The organism is Pseudomonas sp. 21615526 (genome assembly GCF_013386245.1).
Taxonomy (GTDB): Bacteria; Pseudomonadota; Gammaproteobacteria; order Pseudomonadales; family Pseudomonadaceae; genus Aquipseudomonas.
The window spans coordinates 50,664-69,124 of sequence record NZ_JACAOM010000054.1; the positions used below are offsets into that span (position 1 = coordinate 50,664).

The 18,461-nt window shown below is 61.4% G+C and carries 18 protein-coding genes; 5 read left to right on the forward strand and 13 right to left on the reverse strand.

Annotated features, from left to right (window positions below; genetic code table 11):
* Positions 1-152: 152 nt before the first annotated feature.
* The 9 genes from hflC to HX786_RS16155 form a co-directional block, all read right to left on the reverse strand.
* Complete coding sequence (gene hflC, locus HX786_RS16115; protein WP_003217510.1) at positions 153-1,019, reverse strand: protease modulator HflC; 867 nt, start codon at positions 1,017-1,019, stop codon at positions 153-155.
* On the reverse strand, positions 1,019-2,194 hold the full coding sequence (gene hflK / locus HX786_RS16120; protein ID WP_087692480.1) for an FtsH protease activity modulator HflK: 1,176 nt from the start codon (positions 2,192-2,194) through the stop codon (positions 1,019-1,021). The genes hflC and hflK overlap by 1 nt, the downstream gene beginning before the upstream one ends.
* 96 nt (positions 2,195-2,290) lie before the next feature.
* Positions 2,291-3,592: a ribosome rescue GTPase HflX gene (gene hflX, locus HX786_RS16125; protein ID WP_003217514.1), complete on the reverse strand. Its 1,302-nt coding sequence runs from the start codon at positions 3,590-3,592 to the stop codon at positions 2,291-2,293.
* A 12-nt stretch (positions 3,593-3,604) separates the two neighbouring features.
* Positions 3,605-3,868 carry an RNA chaperone Hfq gene (gene hfq / locus HX786_RS16130; protein WP_003217515.1) on the reverse strand — a complete coding sequence of 88 codons (264 nt, stop codon included), beginning with the start codon at positions 3,866-3,868 and terminating at the stop codon, positions 3,605-3,607.
* A 93-nt stretch (positions 3,869-3,961) separates the two neighbouring features.
* A complete protein-coding gene (miaA, locus tag HX786_RS16135) occupies positions 3,962-4,933 on the reverse strand; it encodes a tRNA (adenosine(37)-N6)-dimethylallyltransferase MiaA (RefSeq protein ID WP_003217518.1) in 972 nt (323 codons plus the stop codon).
* Positions 4,933-6,831 (reverse strand): DNA mismatch repair endonuclease MutL, encoded by a 1,899-nt coding sequence (gene mutL / locus HX786_RS16140; RefSeq protein WP_003217520.1) that lies wholly within the window; start codon positions 6,829-6,831, stop codon positions 4,933-4,935. Before mutL ends, miaA begins: the two co-directional genes overlap by 1 nt.
* Positions 6,832-6,845: 14 nt before the next feature.
* Entirely contained in the window at positions 6,846-8,279 is a 1,434-nt protein-coding gene (locus HX786_RS16145) for an N-acetylmuramoyl-L-alanine amidase (protein WP_202948682.1), read from the reverse strand.
* Between the two features lie 3 nt (positions 8,280-8,282).
* Positions 8,283-8,753, reverse strand: coding sequence for a tRNA (adenosine(37)-N6)-threonylcarbamoyltransferase complex ATPase subunit type 1 TsaE (gene tsaE / locus HX786_RS16150; protein ID WP_003217524.1), 471 nt, complete (start codon positions 8,751-8,753; stop codon positions 8,283-8,285).
* On the reverse strand, positions 8,741-9,601 hold the full coding sequence (locus tag HX786_RS16155) for an NAD(P)H-hydrate dehydratase (RefSeq protein ID WP_177020764.1): 861 nt from the start codon (positions 9,599-9,601) through the stop codon (positions 8,741-8,743). The genes tsaE and HX786_RS16155 overlap by 13 nt, the downstream gene beginning before the upstream one ends.
* Before the next feature lie 62 nt (positions 9,602-9,663).
* Between HX786_RS16155 and queG the strand changes: the two genes are divergently transcribed.
* Positions 9,664-10,746: a tRNA epoxyqueuosine(34) reductase QueG gene (gene queG / locus HX786_RS16160; protein ID WP_003217527.1), complete on the forward strand. Its 1,083-nt coding sequence runs from the start codon at positions 9,664-9,666 to the stop codon at positions 10,744-10,746.
* Here the strand turns inward: queG and HX786_RS16165 are convergent.
* Positions 10,725-11,342 carry a trimeric intracellular cation channel family protein gene (locus HX786_RS16165; protein WP_172834585.1) on the reverse strand — a complete coding sequence of 206 codons (618 nt, stop codon included), beginning with the start codon at positions 11,340-11,342 and terminating at the stop codon, positions 10,725-10,727. The two genes, queG and HX786_RS16165, sit on opposite strands and share 22 nt — an antisense overlap.
* 197 nt (positions 11,343-11,539) lie before the next feature.
* Positions 11,540-12,082 carry an oligoribonuclease gene (gene orn / locus HX786_RS16170; RefSeq protein WP_178912329.1) on the reverse strand — a complete coding sequence of 181 codons (543 nt, stop codon included), beginning with the start codon at positions 12,080-12,082 and terminating at the stop codon, positions 11,540-11,542.
* Positions 12,083-12,188: 106 nt separating this feature from the next.
* Between orn and rsgA the strand changes: the two genes are divergently transcribed.
* Complete coding sequence (rsgA, locus tag HX786_RS16175) at positions 12,189-13,220, forward strand: small ribosomal subunit biogenesis GTPase RsgA (protein WP_003217530.1); 1,032 nt, start codon at positions 12,189-12,191, stop codon at positions 13,218-13,220.
* A gap of 300 nt (positions 13,221-13,520) precedes the next feature.
* Complete coding sequence (locus HX786_RS16180) at positions 13,521-13,916, forward strand: type II toxin-antitoxin system PemK/MazF family toxin (RefSeq protein WP_102370214.1); 396 nt, start codon at positions 13,521-13,523, stop codon at positions 13,914-13,916.
* A gap of 75 nt (positions 13,917-13,991) precedes the next feature.
* Here the strand turns inward: HX786_RS16180 and motB are convergent, their stop codons facing one another.
* Together motB and motA are read right to left on the reverse strand one after the other, a co-directional pair.
* Positions 13,992-15,014, reverse strand: coding sequence for a flagellar motor protein MotB (gene motB / locus HX786_RS16185; RefSeq protein ID WP_102367976.1), 1,023 nt, complete (start codon positions 15,012-15,014; stop codon positions 13,992-13,994).
* 3 nt (positions 15,015-15,017) lie between these two features.
* Entirely contained in the window at positions 15,018-15,869 is an 852-nt protein-coding gene (motA, locus tag HX786_RS16190; protein WP_003217532.1) for a flagellar motor stator protein MotA, read from the reverse strand.
* Positions 15,870-16,035: 166 nt separating this feature from the next.
* On the opposite strand from motA, the gene HX786_RS16195 reads away from it, so the two are divergent.
* Together HX786_RS16195 and HX786_RS16200 are read left to right on the forward strand one after the other, a co-directional pair.
* Positions 16,036-17,571, forward strand: a complete 1,536-nt coding sequence (locus HX786_RS16195; RefSeq protein ID WP_003217533.1) for an HDOD domain-containing protein — start codon at positions 16,036-16,038, stop codon at positions 17,569-17,571.
* 58 nt (positions 17,572-17,629) lie between these two features.
* A complete protein-coding gene (locus tag HX786_RS16200) occupies positions 17,630-18,445 on the forward strand; it encodes a rhodanese-like domain-containing protein (RefSeq protein WP_102367974.1) in 816 nt (271 codons plus the stop codon).
* Positions 18,446-18,461: the final 16 nt, after the last annotated feature.

Genomic DNA, 18,461 nt, shown 5'->3' on the forward strand with positions numbered 1-18,461 from the left:
GTGGCGCCTGCGGAGCAAAACCACAATCAAACATGCAGACGCAAAAAAGCCGGGAATTTCCCGGCTGCCGCATCATACACCCGTTTTCTGAAAGGATCACCCCGCCCGGCATTTTAGCCGCCCGACGGAGCGATTCTCAGACTACATGCGGGTTACTTGGACTTTTCCAGGTAGCGGAAGAAATCGCTACTTGGGTCCAGCACCATGACGTCGGTTTTGTTCGCAAAGCTTTCACGGTAGGCGCGCAGGCTACGGTAGAACGCGTAGAACTCCTGGTCCTGACCATAGGCCTTGGCGTAGATCGAAGCGGCTTGAGCATCACCATCACCACGGGCCTCTTCAGACTCGCGATAGGCTTCAGCCAACAGTACGCGACGCTGACGGTCGGCATCCGCGCGGATCCCTTCTGCCAGTTCGTTACCCTTGGCGCGGTGCTCACGAGCCTCGCGCTCACGCTCGGTGCTCATACGTTCGAACACGCTGCGGTTCACTTCCTTCGGAAGGTCGATGGCCTTGACCCGAACATCGATCACCTCGATGCCCAGCTCTTTTTCCGCCATCGCATTCAACGAACGCGTGATGTCCGCCATCAGCGCGTCACGTTCACCGGATACCACCTCGTGCAGGGTGCGCTTACCAAACTGGTCACGCAGGCCCGATTCCAGACGGCGCGACAAACGCTCGTCGGCAATCTGCTTGAGGCCGGAGGTCGCGGTATAGAAACGCTCGGCATCCTTGACGCGCCACTTGGCGTAGGCGTCAACCATCACGGCTTTCTTTTCCAGGGTCAGGAAGCGTTGTGTCGGTGCATCCAGGGTCATCAGGCGGCCGTCGAACTTGCGCACCTGGTTGACGTAGGGGACTTTCACATGCAGGCCCGGCTGGACATCCGCCTGGACCACGCGACCGAATTGCAGCAACACCGCGCGCTCGGTCTGAGACACGATATAGAAGCAGTTCCAGGCAGCGATGACCACGACGACGCCCACAATCAGGGCGGTCAGCGATTTATTGCTCATCAACGACTCTCCCTGGTACGTGTTTGCTGTTGCAGCAGGTCAGCGGCCGCACGGGCGCTCGCTTCGTTGGCAGCAGCATTGGAACCGGTAGCCGGTGCGCTGGTGCTGCTACGACCACCTTCGATCATCTTGTCCAGCGGCAGGTACAGCAGATTGTTCTGCCCGCCCTTGCTGCCGGTCACGAGAACCTTGCTGGTGTTGCTGAAGACTTCCTGCATGGTGTCCAGGTACAGACGCTCACGGGTGACTTCCGGTGCCTTGCGGTACTCGGCCACCAGCTTGGTGAAACGATCTGCCTCACCCTTGGCGCGGGAGACCACTTCGTCGCGGTAACCGTTGGCATCCTCAAGGATGCGCTGGGCCTGGCCACGGGCTTCCGGCACCACGCCGTTGGCGTAGGTTTCAGCCTGGTTGCGCGAACGCTGCTCGTCTTCACGGGCACGGATCACGTCATCGAAGGCTTCCTGCACTTCACGCGGTGCCGCTGCGCTCTGTACGTTGACCTGGGTCACGGTGATACCGGTGCGGTACGTGTCGAGGAACCGTTGCAGGCGCTCCTTGATTTCGCTGGCCATCAATTCACGGCCTTCCGTCAGCACCTGGTCCATTGCGGTGGAACCCACCACGTGGCGCAGGGCGCTTTCGGTCGCATGTTGCAGGCTGATCTCCGGCTGGTCGACGTTCAGCACGAAGTCCTGCAGGTTGCTGATCTTGTACTGCACGGTCAGCGGCACTTCGACGATGTTCTCGTCTTCGGTCAGCATCTGGCCCTGCTTGGTGTAGGCACGCTCACGCGTGACGTTTTCCATGTACTTCTTGTCGATCGGCGGGAAGTAGATGTTCAGGCCAGGGCCGACAGTCTCGTAGTACTTGCCGAAGCGCAGCACCACGGCTTGCTCCTGCTCGTCCACCACATAGACGGCGCTGTACAGCCAGACGGCCGCCAGCACGACGAGGCCGATGCCGAGCAGGCCGTAACCACCACCCTTGCTCGTACGACCGCCTTCGTCACCACCACGTTTTTTTCCACCACCGAACAACCCATTCAGGCTTTCCTGCAGCTTTCGGAAGGCCTCGTCGAGATCTGGTGGCCCCTTGCGGTCGCCATTATTACGGCGTTTACCACCCCAAGGATCCTGATTATTCGAGTTGCCACCCGGCTCATTCCAAGCCATAGCGCTCTCCATCTGATAAAGCAAAGACGCACCCACGGCGCGCCGACCAATGCTACAGAATGCCTGTCACAGCGGCACAACCGCTTTCTCAGGCTTTTATTGCAAAGTGTGTTGTTCGATGAACTCTGTCGGCACAACGCCTTCACGGCTGACCAGCCGATTCAGCTCCGAGCGCGGCAATCGAACGGCCAGCAAGCTGACACCTTCTTCGTCGTGTTCTTCTTTCTGTACCGCGCCCAGCTCGAAAAACTGTGCACGCAGTCGAGCAAAACGCTGCGGCAAGCGCAAGGTGCCGACGAACAAATCGCTGCCCAACAGCTCGGCAATGGCTTGTTCAAGCAATTCCAGGCCACTGCCATCACGCGCCGACAGCCAGACCCGCTGGGGCTTGCCGTTTTCGTCGCGCTGGATTTGTGGCTCAACGCCTTCAAGCAAATCGAGTTTGTTATAGACCTCGAGGATCGGCAAGTCCTGGGCACCAATCTCGCCCAGCACCACCATGACCTGTTCAATCTGCAACATGCGATCCGGTTCGGCCGCATCGATCACGTGCAACAGCAGGTCGGAATTGCTCGACTCTTCGAGCGTAGACCGAAATGCCTCGACCAGCTTGTGGGGCAAGTGACGAATGAAACCCACGGTATCGGCCAGGACAATCGGCCCCAGGTCGTCCAGTTCCAGACGGCGCAAGGTCGGGTCGAGGGTCGCGAACAGTTGGTCGGCCGCGTACACGTCCGATTTCGTCACGTTGTTGAAGAGTGTGGATTTGCCGGCGTTGGTATAGCCCACCAGGGAAACGGTCGGGATATCCGCACGCATACGGCCACGTCGCGATTGTTCGCGCTGGCTGCGCACCTTCTCCAGGCGGCCCTTGATCTGTCGCAGGCGGACCCGCAGCAGACGCCGGTCGGTTTCCAGCTGGGTTTCACCCGGGCCGCGCATGCCGATGCCGCCACCCTGGCGCTCAAGGTGAGTCCAGCCACGAACCAGCCGGGTGCTCATGTGGTCAAGCTGGGCCAGTTCTACCTGGAGCTTGCCTTCATGGGTACGGGCGCGTTGAGCGAAAATATCGAGAATCAGACCCGTGCGGTCGATCACGCGACACTCGAAAACTCGTTCGAGGTTACGTTCCTGACTGGGCGTGAGGATGTGATTGAAAATCACCAGATCGGCCTTTTCGGCGTGGACCAGGTCGCGCAGCTCCTCGACCTTGCCGCTGCCGATCAGGAATTTGGCGGTTGGCCGATGACGCGGCACGTTAAAAAACGCGACGGTCTCGGCGCCGGCCGAATTTGCCAACTCCTGAAACTCCTGCGGATCTTCGCGCGCCTCAGGGTCCTGTCCATCCAAGTGAACGAGGATTACTCGCTCACCACCACCGTGGCGCTCAAAGAACAAAGGAGACTCCTATCAGGCGTTACCTGGTGCAGGCTCGGCGTCACCCTGTTCTTCGGTTGCGCTAGGCAGACGAATTGGACGAACCGGCACTACGGTCGAGATAGCGTGCTTGTAAACCATTTGGCTTACGGTGTTTTTCAGCAGGATCACGAACTGGTCGAACGACTCGATCGTACCTTGCAGCTTGATACCGTTGACCAGATAGATGGAAACCCCAACTTTCTCTTTACGTAAAGTATTCAAGTAAGGGTCTTGTAGCGAATGCCCTTTTGACATGTGCCGCACTCCTTTAAGGATCAATAATAAAAATCGGAAAATAGATAGCTCATGGCCGTCACACCCCCAAGGATAGACGGCAATTGCAAGGACTCAGCTCAATATGGAGACCGTTCCCAAGTATTTCAAGGCGCGTGACAGATTGTCGCTGTCCAGGCTGTCCAGCCAGTGCAAATCGCTCCAACTGCGCAACCAGGTGAACTGACGCTTCGCCAATTGGCGCGTGGCAATGATGCCGCGCTCCTGCATTTCGGCTGACGTCAGCTTGCCATCCAGATGATCCCAGACTTGGCGGTAGCCTACAGCACGTATCGAAGGCAGCCCTGGATGCAGGTCACCTCTTGAACGCAGTGCTACGACCTCCTCCACAAACCCCTGTTCCAACATAATTGTGAATCTTTGTGCAATTCGTTCATGCAGCACCTGGCGATCCGTCGGAGCGATGGCCAGATTCGCCACAGTATAGGGCAATTGTGAGTGTCCCGAGGCGCCTGCTTCAGCACTTTGCGCAGTTTGTTTCAGCCTGTGTTCAGTCATGGTCTGGCCACTGACCCGCCAGACTTCCAACGCTCGCGTCAGGCGCTGGGGGTCATTGGGATGAATTCGCGCGGCGGAAACCGGATCCACAATGGCCAACTGATCGTGTAAGGCCTGCCAGCCAAGGCGCGCAGCCTCTTCTTCAAGTTCGGCGCGCACCTGTGGATCAGCTGGCGGCATATCAGCCAGACCTTCCTGCAAGGCCTTGTAGTAGAGCATCGTGCCGCCGACCAGCAGCGGAATCTTGCCCCGCGCGGTGATATCGGCCATGGCGGCCAGCGCATCGATGCGAAAATCCGCCGCCGAATAGCTCTCGCTGGGATCAATAATGTCGATCAACCGGTGCGGATACTGGGCCAGCAGCTCTTTTGAAGGTTTGGCAGTGCCGATGTCCATGTCCCGGTAAACCAGTGCAGAGTCGACACTGATCAACTCGCACGGCAAGACCTTGGTCAGCTCGATGGCCAGGTCGGTCTTGCCGGCGGCCGTCGGGCCCATCAGGAAGATGGCGGGGGGCAAGGCACTCATCAACGGCCGCGCAAGAACAGTTTGTCGAGGTCGTCCAGGCCCATCTGGGTCCAGGTCGGGCGGCCATGGTTGCACTGGCCGCTGCGCTCGGTGTTTTCCATGTCCCGCAGCAGGCCGTTCATTTCCGGCAAGGCCAGCCGGCGGTTGGCCCGGATGGCGCCGTGACAGGCCATGGTGCCGAGCAGTTCATTGATGTGGGCCTGGATCCGGTCACTGGTGCCGTATTCCATCAGGTCTGCCAGTACGTCGGCCACCAGCCGGTTGGCCTCTGCCTGCTTGAGCAAAGCCGGAATCTGGCGGATAGCCAGGGTTTCCGGCCCCAGGCGTTGCAACTCAAAGCCCAGCTTCTGGAACACGCTGACGTGCTCTTCGGCGCAATCCGCTTCCCGCTGGCTGACCGCCAGGGATTCCGGCACCAGCAGCGGCTGGCCGCTCAGGCCTTCGCTGGCCATGGCGATCTTCAGGCGCTCGTACATGATCCGCTCGTGGGCGGCGTGCATGTCCACCAGCACCAGGCCATGGGCGTTTTCCGCAAGAATATAGATACCCTTGAGCTGTGCCAGCGCGTAACCCAACGGCGGCACGTCGCCCTGGCCTTCCGGCAACGCGGCAGCGCCTGGCTCGGCGCCGGGCAGCGGCGCGAAAAACTCGCGATAGGCCGCCTGGGCCTCGGCCACCGGCACCGCCGATTGCGGACGCGGGGTGTACTGGTATTGATAACCGGCGCCGGCGCCTGAACCAGGTGCGGTAAAGCTCGGCTGGGCTTGCGGCGATTGCAGCAGGTTGGCCGCCAGGCTCATTTCGCCCTGGGGCCCGAACTCGCCGGCTTCCGGCCCTGAAGGACGGACAACAGCCGTGACAATCGGCGCCGCCAGGTGATCATCCGGCCGCACATCGCCCAAGGCGCGGTGCAGGGTGCCGTAAAGAAAGTCGTGGACCATGCGACCGTCACGGAAGCGCACTTCGTGCTTGGTCGGGTGCACGTTGACGTCGACCACCGACGGGTCGACCTCGAAAAACAGCACAAACGTCGGATGCCGCCCGTTGAACAGCACGTCGCGATACGCCTGGCGCACCGCGTGGGCCACCAGCTTGTCGCGCACCGCCCGGCCATTCACGAAGAAATACTGCATGTCCGCCTGGCTACGGGAGAAAGTCGGCAAACCCACCCAACCCCACAGCCGCAGGCCATTGCGCTCGATCTCGATCGGCAGCGCCTGCTCCAGGAACCCCGCGCCGCAGATGGCCGAGACACGCCGCGCACGGGCCGCATCATCATGGGCCTCGTGCAGGCTGAGGATGGTCTTGCCGTTGTGGCGCAGGTGGAAAGCCACATCAAACCGAGCCAGGGCCAGGCGCTTGATGACTTCCTGCAGGTGATCGAATTCGGTTTTTTCGGCCTTGAGGAATTTACGCCGGGCCGGGGTATTGAAGAACAGGTCGCGTACTTCCACCGAGGTGCCCACCGGATGTGCCGCCGGCTGGACCCGGGGCGCCATGTCGCGGCCTTCGGTTTCAACCTGCCAGGCCTGGTCGGCGTCGCGGGTGCGGGAAGTCAGGGTCAGGCGAGCCACGGAGCTGATGGAGGCCAGGGCCTCACCACGAAACCCGAGGCTCATCACCCGCTCCAGGTCTTCCAGGTCACGAATCTTGCTGGTGGCGTGACGGGCCAGGGCCAGCGGCAGGTCATCGGAGGAAATCCCGCTGCCGTCGTCGCGCACTCGCAGCAGCTTGACGCCGCCTTGCTCAACATCGACATCAATGCGCCTGGCGCCGGAGTCGATACTGTTTTCCAGCAACTCCTTGATCACCGACGCTGGCCGCTCGACCACCTCACCCGCCGCGATCTGGTTGGCGAGACGCGGGCTTAGCAGCTCGATGCGCGAGGTATTGCTCAAGACTGTTTCGCTCATTATTGCGCCGCCAGTTCAGTGCCCGGGATGGTCAACACCTGGCCGACCTTCAATTCATCGGTCTTGAGGTTGTTGGCACTGCGCAAGGTTGCCGCTGACACCTGGAAGCGCACCGCCAGCATCGCCAGGGTGTCGCCCGGCTGCACGCGATGGTCACGCGGGCCCTGGGCGATTTTCCCGGAGTCACGCAGCCAGGCTATATAAGTGCCCGGCGGCGGGTTCTGCTGGAAGAACTGGCGAACACCGGCGCTGATGGAGCGCGCCAACGCCTGCTGGTGGCTGGCCGAGGCCAGTTTCGAGGCTTCGTTGGAGTTGGAGATAAACCCGGTTTCCACCAGGATCGACGGAATATCCGGCGACTTGAGCACCATGAACCCGGCCTGTTCCACGCGCTGTTTGTGCAGCGAGGTGACGCGACCAATGTTGCTCAGGACTTTCTGCCCCACGTTCAGGCTGGAGGTCAGCGAGGCAGTCATCGACAGATCGAGCAATACGCCAGCGAGCATCTTGTCCTTGTCGTCGAGGGATACGTTGCCAGCCCCGCCGATCAAGTCGGAACGGTTTTCACTGTCCGCCAGCCAGCGGGCGGTCTCGGACGTAGCGCCGCGATCAGACAGGGCAAACACCGAGGCACCAAACGCCGCGGCCGAAGGTGCGGCGTCGGCGTGGATCGAGACGAACAGGTCGGCGCCCTTCTTGCGGGCGATTTCGGTACGGCCACGCAGCGGAATAAAGTAGTCGCCGGTCCGGGTCAGCTCGGCGCGGTAGCCTTTCATGCCATTGATCTGGCGCTGCAGTTCGCGGGCGATGGCCAGTACTACGTCTTTTTCATGCTGGCCGCGCGAGCCCGAGGCACCCGGGTCTTCGCCGCCGTGACCGGCATCGATGACCACGATAATGTCACGTTTGCCCGCCGGAGCCGGTGGCAGCGGCGGCAATTTGACCTGGGGTTGCGACTGGTTGACCGGCACCGCAGGTATCGTCGCGACGCTTGGAGTTGGCGCAGGCGGCGGCGCGGCATCGGCGGCGTTGTCGAACAGGTCGACCACCAGCCGGTTGCCATACTGCGCGTTGGGCGCCAGCACGAAGCTTTTCGGGGTCACGGCCTTTTTCAGGTCGATGACCACCCGCAGGTCGGTCGGCGTACGTTGGGCCGAGCGCATCGCGGTAATCGGGGTATTGGCCATGGCGACTTTCAACGGCGCGGCCAGGGTCGCACCGTTGATATCAATCACCAGGCGATCGGGCGCCGTGAGGGTGAAGACGCTGTGCTGAACCGGGCCAGACAGGTCGAATACCAGTCGCGTGTTATCCGGTGCCCGCCACAGGCGAACACTTTTCACCTGTGAGGCCGCCAGTGCATTGAAAGTCATTGCCGCAAGCAACACCCCTACGACAGTAACCAACGCGCGAAAGCGCATACCTAACCCCATCAATTATTTGAATTCCAATGCCAAGGCGGCGCACCACGACTCGCCGCGCGCGCTCTGGGACAACAACTTCAGCTGACGTCCTTGCTTATGCGGGGTAATGGTAATGGTCAGGTCCGGCTTTGGCAAAAAGCCTGTGCCTTTATCTGGCCACTCGATCAGGCACAAGGCGTCCTCATCGAAGTAATCACGAATGCCCATGTATTCCAGTTCTTCCGGGTCCACCAGGCGATACAGGTCGAAGTGGAACGCTCGTACGTCACCGATTTCGTAGGGTTCTACCAAGGTGAACGTAGGGCTTTTCACAGCACCCGCGTGCCCCAACCCGCGAATGATGCCCCGGGACAAGGTGGTTTTTCCGGCGCCGAGATCGCCTTCCAGAAAGATCAGCCCTGAGCCTTGAGTGACCCGGGCAATACGGTTGCCCAAGGCGACCATGGCGTCTTCATCAGGCAGGAAAAGAACTACTTCAGACACGGCGATTGCTCCTCCAGCAACTGACGAATGGCAGGAATCAGGTCACTGGCGGCCAGCCCGCGACCGTAGGTACCCTGGCGATCTCCGGCAGTGGCATGCAGCCAGACCGCCAGGCAGGCGGCATCAAATGCCGGCATGCCTTGCGCCAGCAAAGCACCGACCAGGCCGGCCAACACATCGCCCAGGCCAGCGGTTGCCATTGCAGGATGGCCCTGATCGCAGCGGGCAACCCGACCGTCCGGGCTGGCGATCAAGCTGCCGGCACCCTTGAGGATCGCCACCGCATTGAATTTCTGACTCAAGGCGCGCGCCACGTTAAGGCGGTCGGCCTGAACCTCGGCTGTCGAAATACCCATCAAGCGGGCCGCTTCGCCAGGATGCGGAGTGATCACGCAATTGGCCGGCAGGCTGGCGCTGCCCGCCGCCAGCAGGTTCAAGGCATCGGCGTCCCAGACTTGCGGCTGCCTGGCATTGGCCGCTACCGACAGCAGGCTTTTGCCCCAGGAGACCTCGCCCAGGCCCGGGCCGATGACGATCACGGAAATCTTTTCCAGCAGGCCCATCAATTGATTGGCCGAGTGCACGCCCACCGTCATCACTTCCGGCAACCGCGCCAGCGCCGCACCGACGTGTTCGCTACGGGTCGCCAGGGAAACCATGCCGGCACCACTGCGCAGGGCACTTTCAGCACTGAGCAAGGCGGCGCCGCCAAAACCTCGGTCGCCGCCGATCAGCAATACATGGCCGAACTGGCCTTTATGGGCGTCCGGGGAACGCGCAGCGAGTTGCGGCAATTGGCCGGGCAACAGGTGCTGAACGTCGGGTATTTCGTGTTTTGTCTGCGGCATGCGTCTTCAAGCTCCGATGTCTGGCAGAATTATACGCATCTAACCTGCGGTTTCTCTTGTTCATGCCTGCTATTACCTACGACCTGCCCGCCCTCGCCCAATCGATCAAAGACTGGGGCCGCGAGCTGGGCTTTCAACAAGTGGGCATCAGCGGCCTCGACCTCGCCGAGCATGAACAGCACCTGCAACGCTGGCTCGACGCCGGCTACCACGGCGAAATGGACTACATGGGCGCCCACGGCAGCAAGCGCTCACACCCGGAGGAGCTGGTACCCGGCACCTTGCGCGTGGTCTCACTGCGCATGGACTACTTGCCGGGCGACACCCAAATGGCCCAACTGCTGGCCAAACCCGAAAAAGCCTACATCTCCCGCTACGCCCTGGGCCGCGACTACCACAAGCTGATCCGCAAGCGCGTGCAGCAACTGGCCGACCGCATCCAGGCGCAAATCGGCCCGTTCGGCTTCCGCGCCTTTGTCGACAGCGCCCCCGTGCTGGAAAAAGCCATCGCCGAGCAGGCCGGGCTCGGCTGGATCGGCAAGAACACCCTGGTACTCAATCGCAAGGCGGGCAGTTACTTCTTCCTGAGCGAGCTGTTTGTCGACCTGCCGTTGCCGGTCGACCCACCCCACGCCACCGAACATTGTGGCCGCTGCACCGCCTGCCTGGATATCTGCCCTACCAACGCCTTCGTCGGGCCCTACGTGCTGGACGCCCGGCGCTGCATTTCCTACCTGACCATCGAGCTGAAAAGCGCGATCCCCGAAGAACTGCGCCCACTGATCGGCAATCGGGTATTCGGCTGCGATGACTGTCAGATCGTTTGCCCGTGGAATCGTTTCGCGCGGCCTACCGACGAAGGCGATTTCAAGCCACGGCACAACCTGGATAACGCAGAGCTCGCCGAGTTGTTTATGTGGGACGAGGACAAATTCCTCAGCAGCACCGAAGGTTCTCCCCTGCGCCGCGCCGGCTATGAGCGCTGGCTGCGCAACCTGGCGGTGGGCCTGGGCAATGCGCCATCAAGCATTCCGGTGCTGGAAGCGCTGAAGGCGCGTCGGGAATACCCCTCGGAACTGGTGCGCGAACATGTGGAATGGGCGCTGAACCAGCACGCCGAACGTCAGTGCACGTCGTCGTTGTAGACGAACTTGGGCATTTCCCAGTGAAAACGGATCGCCAGCAGGCGCAATAGAAAGCCGCTGAACAGCGTCAGCAGGATCGATTGCTCACTTGGCAGCTCAAGGTAGATGCACAGCATGTAGAACCAGGCGGCCAGGAACGACACGCTGGCGTACAGCTCGCGGCGGAAGATCAACGGAATGTCGTTGCAGAAGATATCCCGCAGGATGCCGCCGAATACCCCGGTGATCACACCGCTGACTGACGCCACCAGCATGCCGTGGCCCATTTCCAGGGCGGTCATGCTGCCGATCAGGGTGAAGGCCACCAGGCCCACGGCGTCCAGCGCGAGGAACAGCGAGCGCAGGTGGCGCATCAATGGAGCGATGAAGATGGTCACCAGGGCCGCGACGGAGGTCAGCACCAGGTACTCCGGGTGTTTGACCCAGGTCAGCGGGTAGTGGCCGAGCAACACGTCACGCACCGAACCGCCGCCCAGCGCCGTCACGCAGGCGATCAGCACCACACCGAACCAGTCCATCCCGCGCCGCCCGGCGGACAAGGCACCCGTCATGGCTTCGGCGGTGATGGCGATGAGGTAGAGCATCAGCAGCATGATGGCGATCCTTGCAAAGTTGTGGCGAGGGGGCTTGTCCCCCGTTGGGGTGCGAAGCAGCCCCTTTAAAGGCAATAGAGTTTTCAGGTAGATCGGGATGTCAGATTTTAGGGCCGCTTCGCAGCCCAACGGGGGACAAGCCCCCTCGCCACAGACAAGCCCCTCGCCACAAAAGCCCGCTGGGCTCAGGTATTACCGCTTTAGAACTTGATGAAATGCTTGCGGTAATGCTGCAGCTCGGCAATCGACTCGCGAATATCGTCCAGCGCCAGGTGGGTGCTGCCCTTGTGGAAGCTGTCTTTGACTTCCGGCGCCCAGCGCGCGGCCAGCTCCTTCAAGGTCGACACGTCCAGGTTGCGGTAGTGGAAGTAGCTTTCCAGCGCCTTCATGTGGGTATAGAGAAAGCGGCGGTCCTGGCAAATGCTGTTGCCGCAGATTGGCGACTTGCCCTTGGGTACCCACTTTTCCAGGAAGGCGATGGTTTCCGCTTCAGCCTCGGCCATGCTCACGCGGCTGTCGCGCACACGATGGGTCAGGCCCGAGTTGCCGTGGGTGCGGGTGTTCCACTCGTCCATGGTGGCCAGCACCGCGTCGCTGTGGTGAATGGCGATCACCGGACCTTCGGCCAAGGTGTTGAGGTTGCTGTCGGTGACAATGGTCGCCATCTCGATGATGACGTCGGTGTCAGGGTTCAGACCGGTCATTTCCAGATCGATCCAAATCAGGTTCTGTGGGTTTTGCATGTCGTGGTTCCTTGGCACCTTGGCGTAGCTGCGCAGTTTAGCAGGCAGGGCGTGCTAGACTCGCGACCGTTTCACCTAACCTTTGCATTATCGACACGGAACACCAATGGCCAAACGCCAGCTCAACCGTCGCCAAAACTGGCGCATCGAAAAGATTCAGGGCGAACGCGCTGCCCGCGCCGCCAAACGTGAATCCTCCGCCGTGGAAGCGCTTGAGGGCGGCGACCTGGGCCCCGAGCAAACGGGCCTGGTGATCGCGCACTTCGGTGTGCAGGTCGAAGTCGAGGCCACCGAAGGCGATCACGCCGGCCAGGTGTTCCGTTGCCACCTGCGCGCCAACCTGCCTGCGCTGGTGACCGGCGACAAGGTGGTATGGCGTGCCGGCAACCAGGGCATCGGCGTCATCGTCGCCCAACTGCCACGTACCACCGAACTGCGTCGCCCCGACAGCCGTGGCCAGCTCAAGCCGGTAGCGGCCAACGTCGACATGATCGTCATTGTCTTCGCGCCACTGCCCGAACCCCATGCCAACCTGATCGACCGCTACCTGGTAGCCGCCGAACACGCCGGCATTCGCCCGCTGTTGCTGCTGAACAAATTCGACCTGATCGACGAACAGAACGCCCCGGCGCTCAACGCGCTGCTGGCGGTGTACCGCACCCTCGGCTACCCGGTGCTGGAAGTCTCGGCGCATCACGGCAATGGCATGGAACAGTTACAGACTGAACTGGACGGGCGCATCAGCGTGTTCGTCGGCCAGTCGGGCGTGGGCAAGTCGTCCCTGGTCAACAGCCTGTTGCCGGAAGTCGAAACCCGTGTTGGCCCGCTGTCGGAGCTGTCCGGCCAGGGCACCCACACCACCACCACCGCGCGATTGTTCCACTTTCCGGGCGGCGGCGAGCTGATCGACTCCCCCGGCATCCGTGAATTCGGCCTGGGCCATGTGAGCCGTGCCGATGTTGAAGCGGGCTTTATCGAGTTCAACGACTTGATCGGCACCTGCCGCTTCCGTGACTGCAAACATGACCGCGAGCCGGGTTGCGCCCTGCTCAAGGCACTGGAAGACGGCCGCGTGCAGCAGCAGCGAATGAACAGCTATCGCTCGATCATCGCCAGCTTGCCCGAGACCAGTTACTAAGCAGCAAACCGGTGCCGTGCCATGCCTTGATACACATAAGGCACGGCACGAAACCCCCGACCCCATTGATTAAATCGAGTCAGCCATCAAGAATCCGCTGCAACTGGGCGGCCCATGACGCAAGCCAGCTTGAATTCGATTTTCCCAATGCTCATACTCGCTCCGTCACCAGCGCAAGCTGGCAGGAGTCTGGATCCTTTTCGGGGTTGATCCAGCGGCGCAGAAGGGGCGAAGCAAGCTCCACTGCGTGTCGAATGAAGCCGCCTTCGGGCGGCTTTGCTTTTTCCGGGGAATCAACGATTGCCTCTCTACTACCATCCCAAACAAGGCGATGTTCTTCTGTGCGACTTCACTCGGGGCTTTGTAGCGCCCGAAATGCTGAAGATCCGCAAAGTCGTTGTGATCTCGCCGACTGTCACCCACAGCCGAAAACTGTGCACAGTGGTCCCGATTTCCTCCACAGCGCCTGACATCCAGCACGACTGGCACCATTTATTGCGAACCAATCCGCTGCATACCGATGGCTATAAAGCGCTGTGGGTGAAATGCGACATGATCTACACGGTCAGTTTCGAACGACTGGACAAACTGCACAGAAAGACCAGGACCACTGGGCGAGAGTATTTCGTGCCGCGCTTGGGCGCGGAAGATATGCGAGGCGTGATTGACGGTGTGAAGGCCTACCTCCCGCTCTGATACAACCGACAGAAAAAAGCCCCGAGAACCCGGGGCTTTTTTAATCGTCGAAGCAACCGATTGAGTCTGACGGCCTCATGAACCCGTGGCGGGCAGAGTCGGGTCTTTCATCCCGCCGTCATCAAACAGGTTCAGCTTCTGCCGCAGCTCATGGGCCGGCAACGGCTCCTGCTCCGGCGGCAGTGCGTTCGGGTCTGCCGGCACTTCGCCCGGCGCGCCTTCACCCTGGGTCGGTACCGGTGGCGTCGCAGGCGGGTCACCTTCAATTGCACGCTGGGCCTTTTTGGTCAGCACGACGATATCGATGCGTCGGTTGATCGGATTGAACGGATCCTTGGGATCAAACAGCTGCGAGGAAGCAAACCCCACCACCCGTGCCACTTGCGGGTCCGGATAGCTGCCGGCCACCAGTGCACGACGCGCGGCATTGGCCCGGTTGGCCGAGAGCTCCCAGTTGCCGAAGTCGCCCTGGCCTGCATACGGCTTGGCGTCGGTGTGGCCGCTGATGCTGATCTTGTTCGGCACCGCCTTGATGGTGTCGGCCATGGCCAGCAGGATGTCTTCAAAGTACGGCTTCAAGCGTGCACTGCCGGAATCGAACATCGGCCGGTTGGCGGCGTCCGTGATCTGGATGCGCAAGCCATCCGGGGTGATCTCGAAGGAAATCTGGTCCTTGAACTTCAGCAGTTGCGGGTTTTCCTCAACCTTGGTTTGCAGTTCCTGCAGCAGCAATTCCAGGCGTTCCTGCTCGACCTGTTCGGCCATGCTCTCGACGGTGTCGCGCTCGATCGGGATCTTTTCCTGGGGTGAGTCGGTCTTGATTTCCGGGTTGATGGTGCGCTCTGGCGCCAGTTGCGGCGAACCACCGAGGTCGATCACAAAAGGCGTGCCGCTCTCGGAGAAACCGATGGGGTCCTTGAAGTACCCGGCGATGGCGATCTTCTGTTCCGGCGTGGCAGTGGACATCAGCCACAGCACCAGGAAGAACGCCATCATCGCCGTCGCAAAGTCGGCGAAGGCGATTTTCCAGGCGCCGCCATGGTGCCCCGCAGCGAAGCGCTTGACGCGCTTGATGATGATCGGCTGGTTGTTTTCCATGGCTTAGCGACCGCGAACCGCTTGTTCCAGCTCAGCGAAGCTTGGACGGTGCTTCGGATACAGAACCTTGCGCCCGAACTCCACTGCCAACGATGGCGGCATGCCGGAAGCCGAAGCCACCAGGCAGGCCTTGATGGCTTCGTACAGATTCACTTCTTCCTTGGCATCGTGGGCCAGGGACGTGGCCAGCGGGCCGAAGAAACCGTAGGCCGCGAGAATACCGAAGAAGGTACCTACCAGTGCCGCACCTACGTGCATGCCGATGGCTTTCTGGTCGCCTTCACCGAGGGAGGCCATGGTCACCACGATCCCAAGCACCGCGGCAACAATACCGAAACCGGGCATGCCGTCGGCGATGCCGGTCACGGCGTGGGATGGGTGCTCGAGCTCTTCCTTGAGGCTGAACAGTTCCATGTCGAACAGGCCTTCCAGCTCATGGGGCGCCATGTTGCCGGACGACATGATGCGCAGGTAATCACAGATGTAGGCGGTCATGCGCTCGTCTTTGAGCACGGCCGGGTACTTGGCGAAAATCGGGCTCGCCGCGGCGTCCTCGATGTCGCCTTCGATGGCCATCATGCCTTCGCGGCGGCTCTTGTTGAGGATCTCGTAGATCAGCCCCAGCACTTCCAGGTAGAAGGTGTGGGAGAAGCGCGAGCTGAACATGCCCAGCGACTTCTTGATCACGTGCATCGTCATGTAGCCGGGGTTGGCCTGCAGGAATGCGCCGAACGCCGCACCGCCGATAATCAGCACTTCGAAAGGCTGGATCAGCGCCGCAATCTTGCCGTGGGAAAGGACGTATCCGCCGAGCACGCTCGCGATGACGACGATGATGCCGATAATTTTAGCCATAGGGGATGAGTACTTGCGCCGTCGGGTTCAGGGTCATATTCGCAAGAGTTGAAAACTCTTGTTCTACTTATCGGCAAATCTGCGCCAGACTATAGCCCGTTATGGCGAAAAACCAGTTCGGCCCGTCCCGGGCGTGTTGACCGCAAGTGATGATCGCGCCCCAATCATGGCAAATGAAACGACAGTCCCAACTCAAAAACCCGCCACCCTCGCCGCTTGGATAAAGCGCCTGGACGATGTGCTGTTGCCTGTTCCACAGGCGAGCCACGACCGGGTTTGCAAGGCCATCGGCGACAACCGCAGTTCGTTGCGGGATATTGCAGAGCTGATGCAGAACAGCCCGGCGCTGGTGCTGAGCGTGATGCGCGAGGCCAACAACCAGGCCCACGGCAGCCTCGCGGAGCCGGCAGAAAATCTCGAAGTGGCGATCAATCGCCTCGGCCTCAAGCGCACCGAGGAGCTGCTGCGGCGCCTGCCTTCCGTGCCGCTGAATGAAATCCCCGTGGCCCTGCGCCAGCTGCAGATGATCAGCCAGCACGCGTCGCAACAAGCCAGCGGCCTGTTCGCCAGCCGCCTGGCGCGATTATGGCAAGACATTCACTGGGGCAGCCTGCTGTTCCTTTCGCCGCTGTGGCCGATGGCGATTGCCTATCCCAAGCTGCTGGAAGAATGGGAGCTGCGGGTGATCCACAAGGGTGAATCGGCCCGCACAGTCGAACAGGAGCTGTTCGGCGTACGCCTGCTGGACCTGTGCCTCGGGTTGACCAACACCTGGCGCCTGCCGATCTGGGTATCCCAGGGTTATACGTTACTGCTGACGGAACAACGCTTGCTGGTCAAGGCGCTGAGCATTGCCCGTGAAGACGAGCCGTTGCGCCAACAGCAGTTGCTGGATGCCGACCCGAACCTGCGCCGCTGGCTGAACCAGCCGGCCAACACTGTGCTGTTGGCCAACGGCCTGGCGCTGGCGGCGCAGGAGTCCTGGACCTGCCCGCACACCCAGCGCTGGCAATACCTCACTGCGCTTTACCTTCAACAACCGTTGGCCGAAGTGCAGCAACAGTCCCACCAACACGCGGCGATCAGCGCCCGCAGCACCCTGATGCGCGACCTGTGGCACCCGGCGCTGTCGTTGATCTGGCCATGGGATGTGCAGCGCGTTCACCACGGTTTGCTGCCGGCCCCCCCGCCCACCGCCGAGTCCCTGGCGATCTGGCGCAAGCGCTGCACCGAATTGCTCGTAGAGCCGAGCCGCTTTGCCAATGCCATGCACCTGACCACCTGCGCCAAGGAAGCCCTCGTGGCCTGCGGCATGCAACGGGTGATGCTGCTGATGGCGGACAAAACCTTGAGCACGCTACGTGTGCATCAAGTCGACGGCCTGCCGAAGGACGCCGACCACATGAGCCTCGACGTGGCGCAAAGCACCCTGCTGCAACGCCTGCTGGCCAAGTCCGCCCAGGTGCGCCTCAACCCCGACAACCACGCCCAGTTCTCGGCACTGCTGCCGCCGGAACTGCGCCGCCTGTTCAAGGGCGAACACCTGCTGCTGCGCTCCCTGAGTTGCAATGGCCGGGTGGTGATGCTGATGGTGGCCGACCAGGGCGGCGGGCCGTTCTCGGAAACCACCGTGCAGGCCTTCGGCAAAACCGCCCAATGCATCGAAAAGGCCCTGCACAGCTTTACCAACCGCAGTGCCTGACGCTTGCGCTACAATCGCCCTCCCTTAGCGCCCAATTTTTATGCCCAGGAGACCTCACATGCCTGACTTCTCTGGCTTGCCGCTGGTCATCGAGGCCAGTGACCTGCTCGGTCGCCTCGATGCCGAACACCTGATCCTGGTGGACCTCACCAGCGCTGCGCGTTACGCCGAAGGGCATATCCCCGGCGCACGTTTCGTTGATCCAAAACGCACTCAACTGGGCCAGCCACCAGCGCCGGGCCTGCTGCCGGGCAAGGCCGATCTTGAAAAGCTGTTCGGCGAACTGGGCCACACCCCGGATGCCACTTACGTGGTGTATGACGACGAAGGCGGTGGCTGGGCCGGGCGATTCATCTGGATGCTCGACGTCATCGGCCACAAGAAGTACCACTACCTCGACGGCGGCCTGCTGGCGTGGCTGGAAGAAAAACACCCAGTGTCCACCGAGGTACCGGCCAGCGCCGGCGGCCCGGTCAGCCTGACGTTGCATGAAGAACCCACCGCCACCCGCGAATACCTGCAAAGCCGTCTCGGCGCTGCCGACCTCGGCATCTGGGACGCCCGTGGCCCGCTGGAATACTCCGGCGAGAAAGTCCTCGCGGCCAAGGGTGGACACATCCCGGGCGCGGTGAACTTCGAATGGACCGCCGGCATGGACAAGGCACGCCAACTGCGCATCCGCCGCGACATGCCGCAGATCCTCGAAGACCTCGGGCTGACCCGCGACAAAGAAATCATCACCCACTGCCAGACTCACCATCGTTCTGGCTTCACCTACCTGGTGGCCAAGGCGCTCGGTTATCCGCGAGTCAAAGGTTATGCCGGTTCCTGGGGCGAATGGGGCAACCACCCCGACACCCCCGTTGAGATTTAAGGTTTAAGGACAGTTA

Excerpts from the sequence above, each read along its gene's own strand:
- hflK (WP_087692480.1), bottom strand. The coding sequence starts at position 2,194 with ATGGCTTGGAATGAGCCGGGTGGCAACTCGAATAATCAGGATCCTTGG.
- motB (WP_102367976.1), bottom strand. The coding sequence starts at position 15,014 with ATGGAAAACAACCAGCCGATCATCATCAAGCGCGTCAAGCGCTTCGCT.
- HX786_RS16155 (WP_177020764.1), bottom strand. The coding sequence starts at position 9,601 with ATGCCGCAGACAAAACACGAAATACCCGACGTTCAGCACCTGTTGCCC.
- HX786_RS16195 (WP_003217533.1), top strand. The coding sequence starts at position 16,036 with ATGGCAAATGAAACGACAGTCCCAACTCAAAAACCCGCCACCCTCGCC.
- HX786_RS16145 (WP_202948682.1), bottom strand. The coding sequence starts at position 8,279 with ATGGGGTTAGGTATGCGCTTTCGCGCGTTGGTTACTGTCGTAGGGGTG.
- hflC (WP_003217510.1), bottom strand. The coding sequence starts at position 1,019 with ATGAGCAATAAATCGCTGACCGCCCTGATTGTGGGCGTCGTCGTGGTC.
- motA (WP_003217532.1), bottom strand. The coding sequence starts at position 15,869 with ATGGCTAAAATTATCGGCATCATCGTCGTCATCGCGAGCGTGCTCGGC.
- rsgA (WP_003217530.1), top strand. The coding sequence starts at position 12,189 with ATGGCCAAACGCCAGCTCAACCGTCGCCAAAACTGGCGCATCGAAAAG.
- HX786_RS16200 (WP_102367974.1), top strand. The coding sequence starts at position 17,630 with ATGCCTGACTTCTCTGGCTTGCCGCTGGTCATCGAGGCCAGTGACCTG.
- hfq (WP_003217515.1), bottom strand. The coding sequence starts at position 3,868 with ATGTCAAAAGGGCATTCGCTACAAGACCCTTACTTGAATACTTTACGT.
- orn (WP_178912329.1), bottom strand. The coding sequence starts at position 12,082 with ATGCAAAACCCACAGAACCTGATTTGGATCGATCTGGAAATGACCGGT.
- queG (WP_003217527.1), top strand. The coding sequence starts at position 9,664 with ATGCCTGCTATTACCTACGACCTGCCCGCCCTCGCCCAATCGATCAAA.
- miaA (WP_003217518.1), bottom strand. The coding sequence starts at position 4,933 with ATGAGTGCCTTGCCCCCCGCCATCTTCCTGATGGGCCCGACGGCCGCC.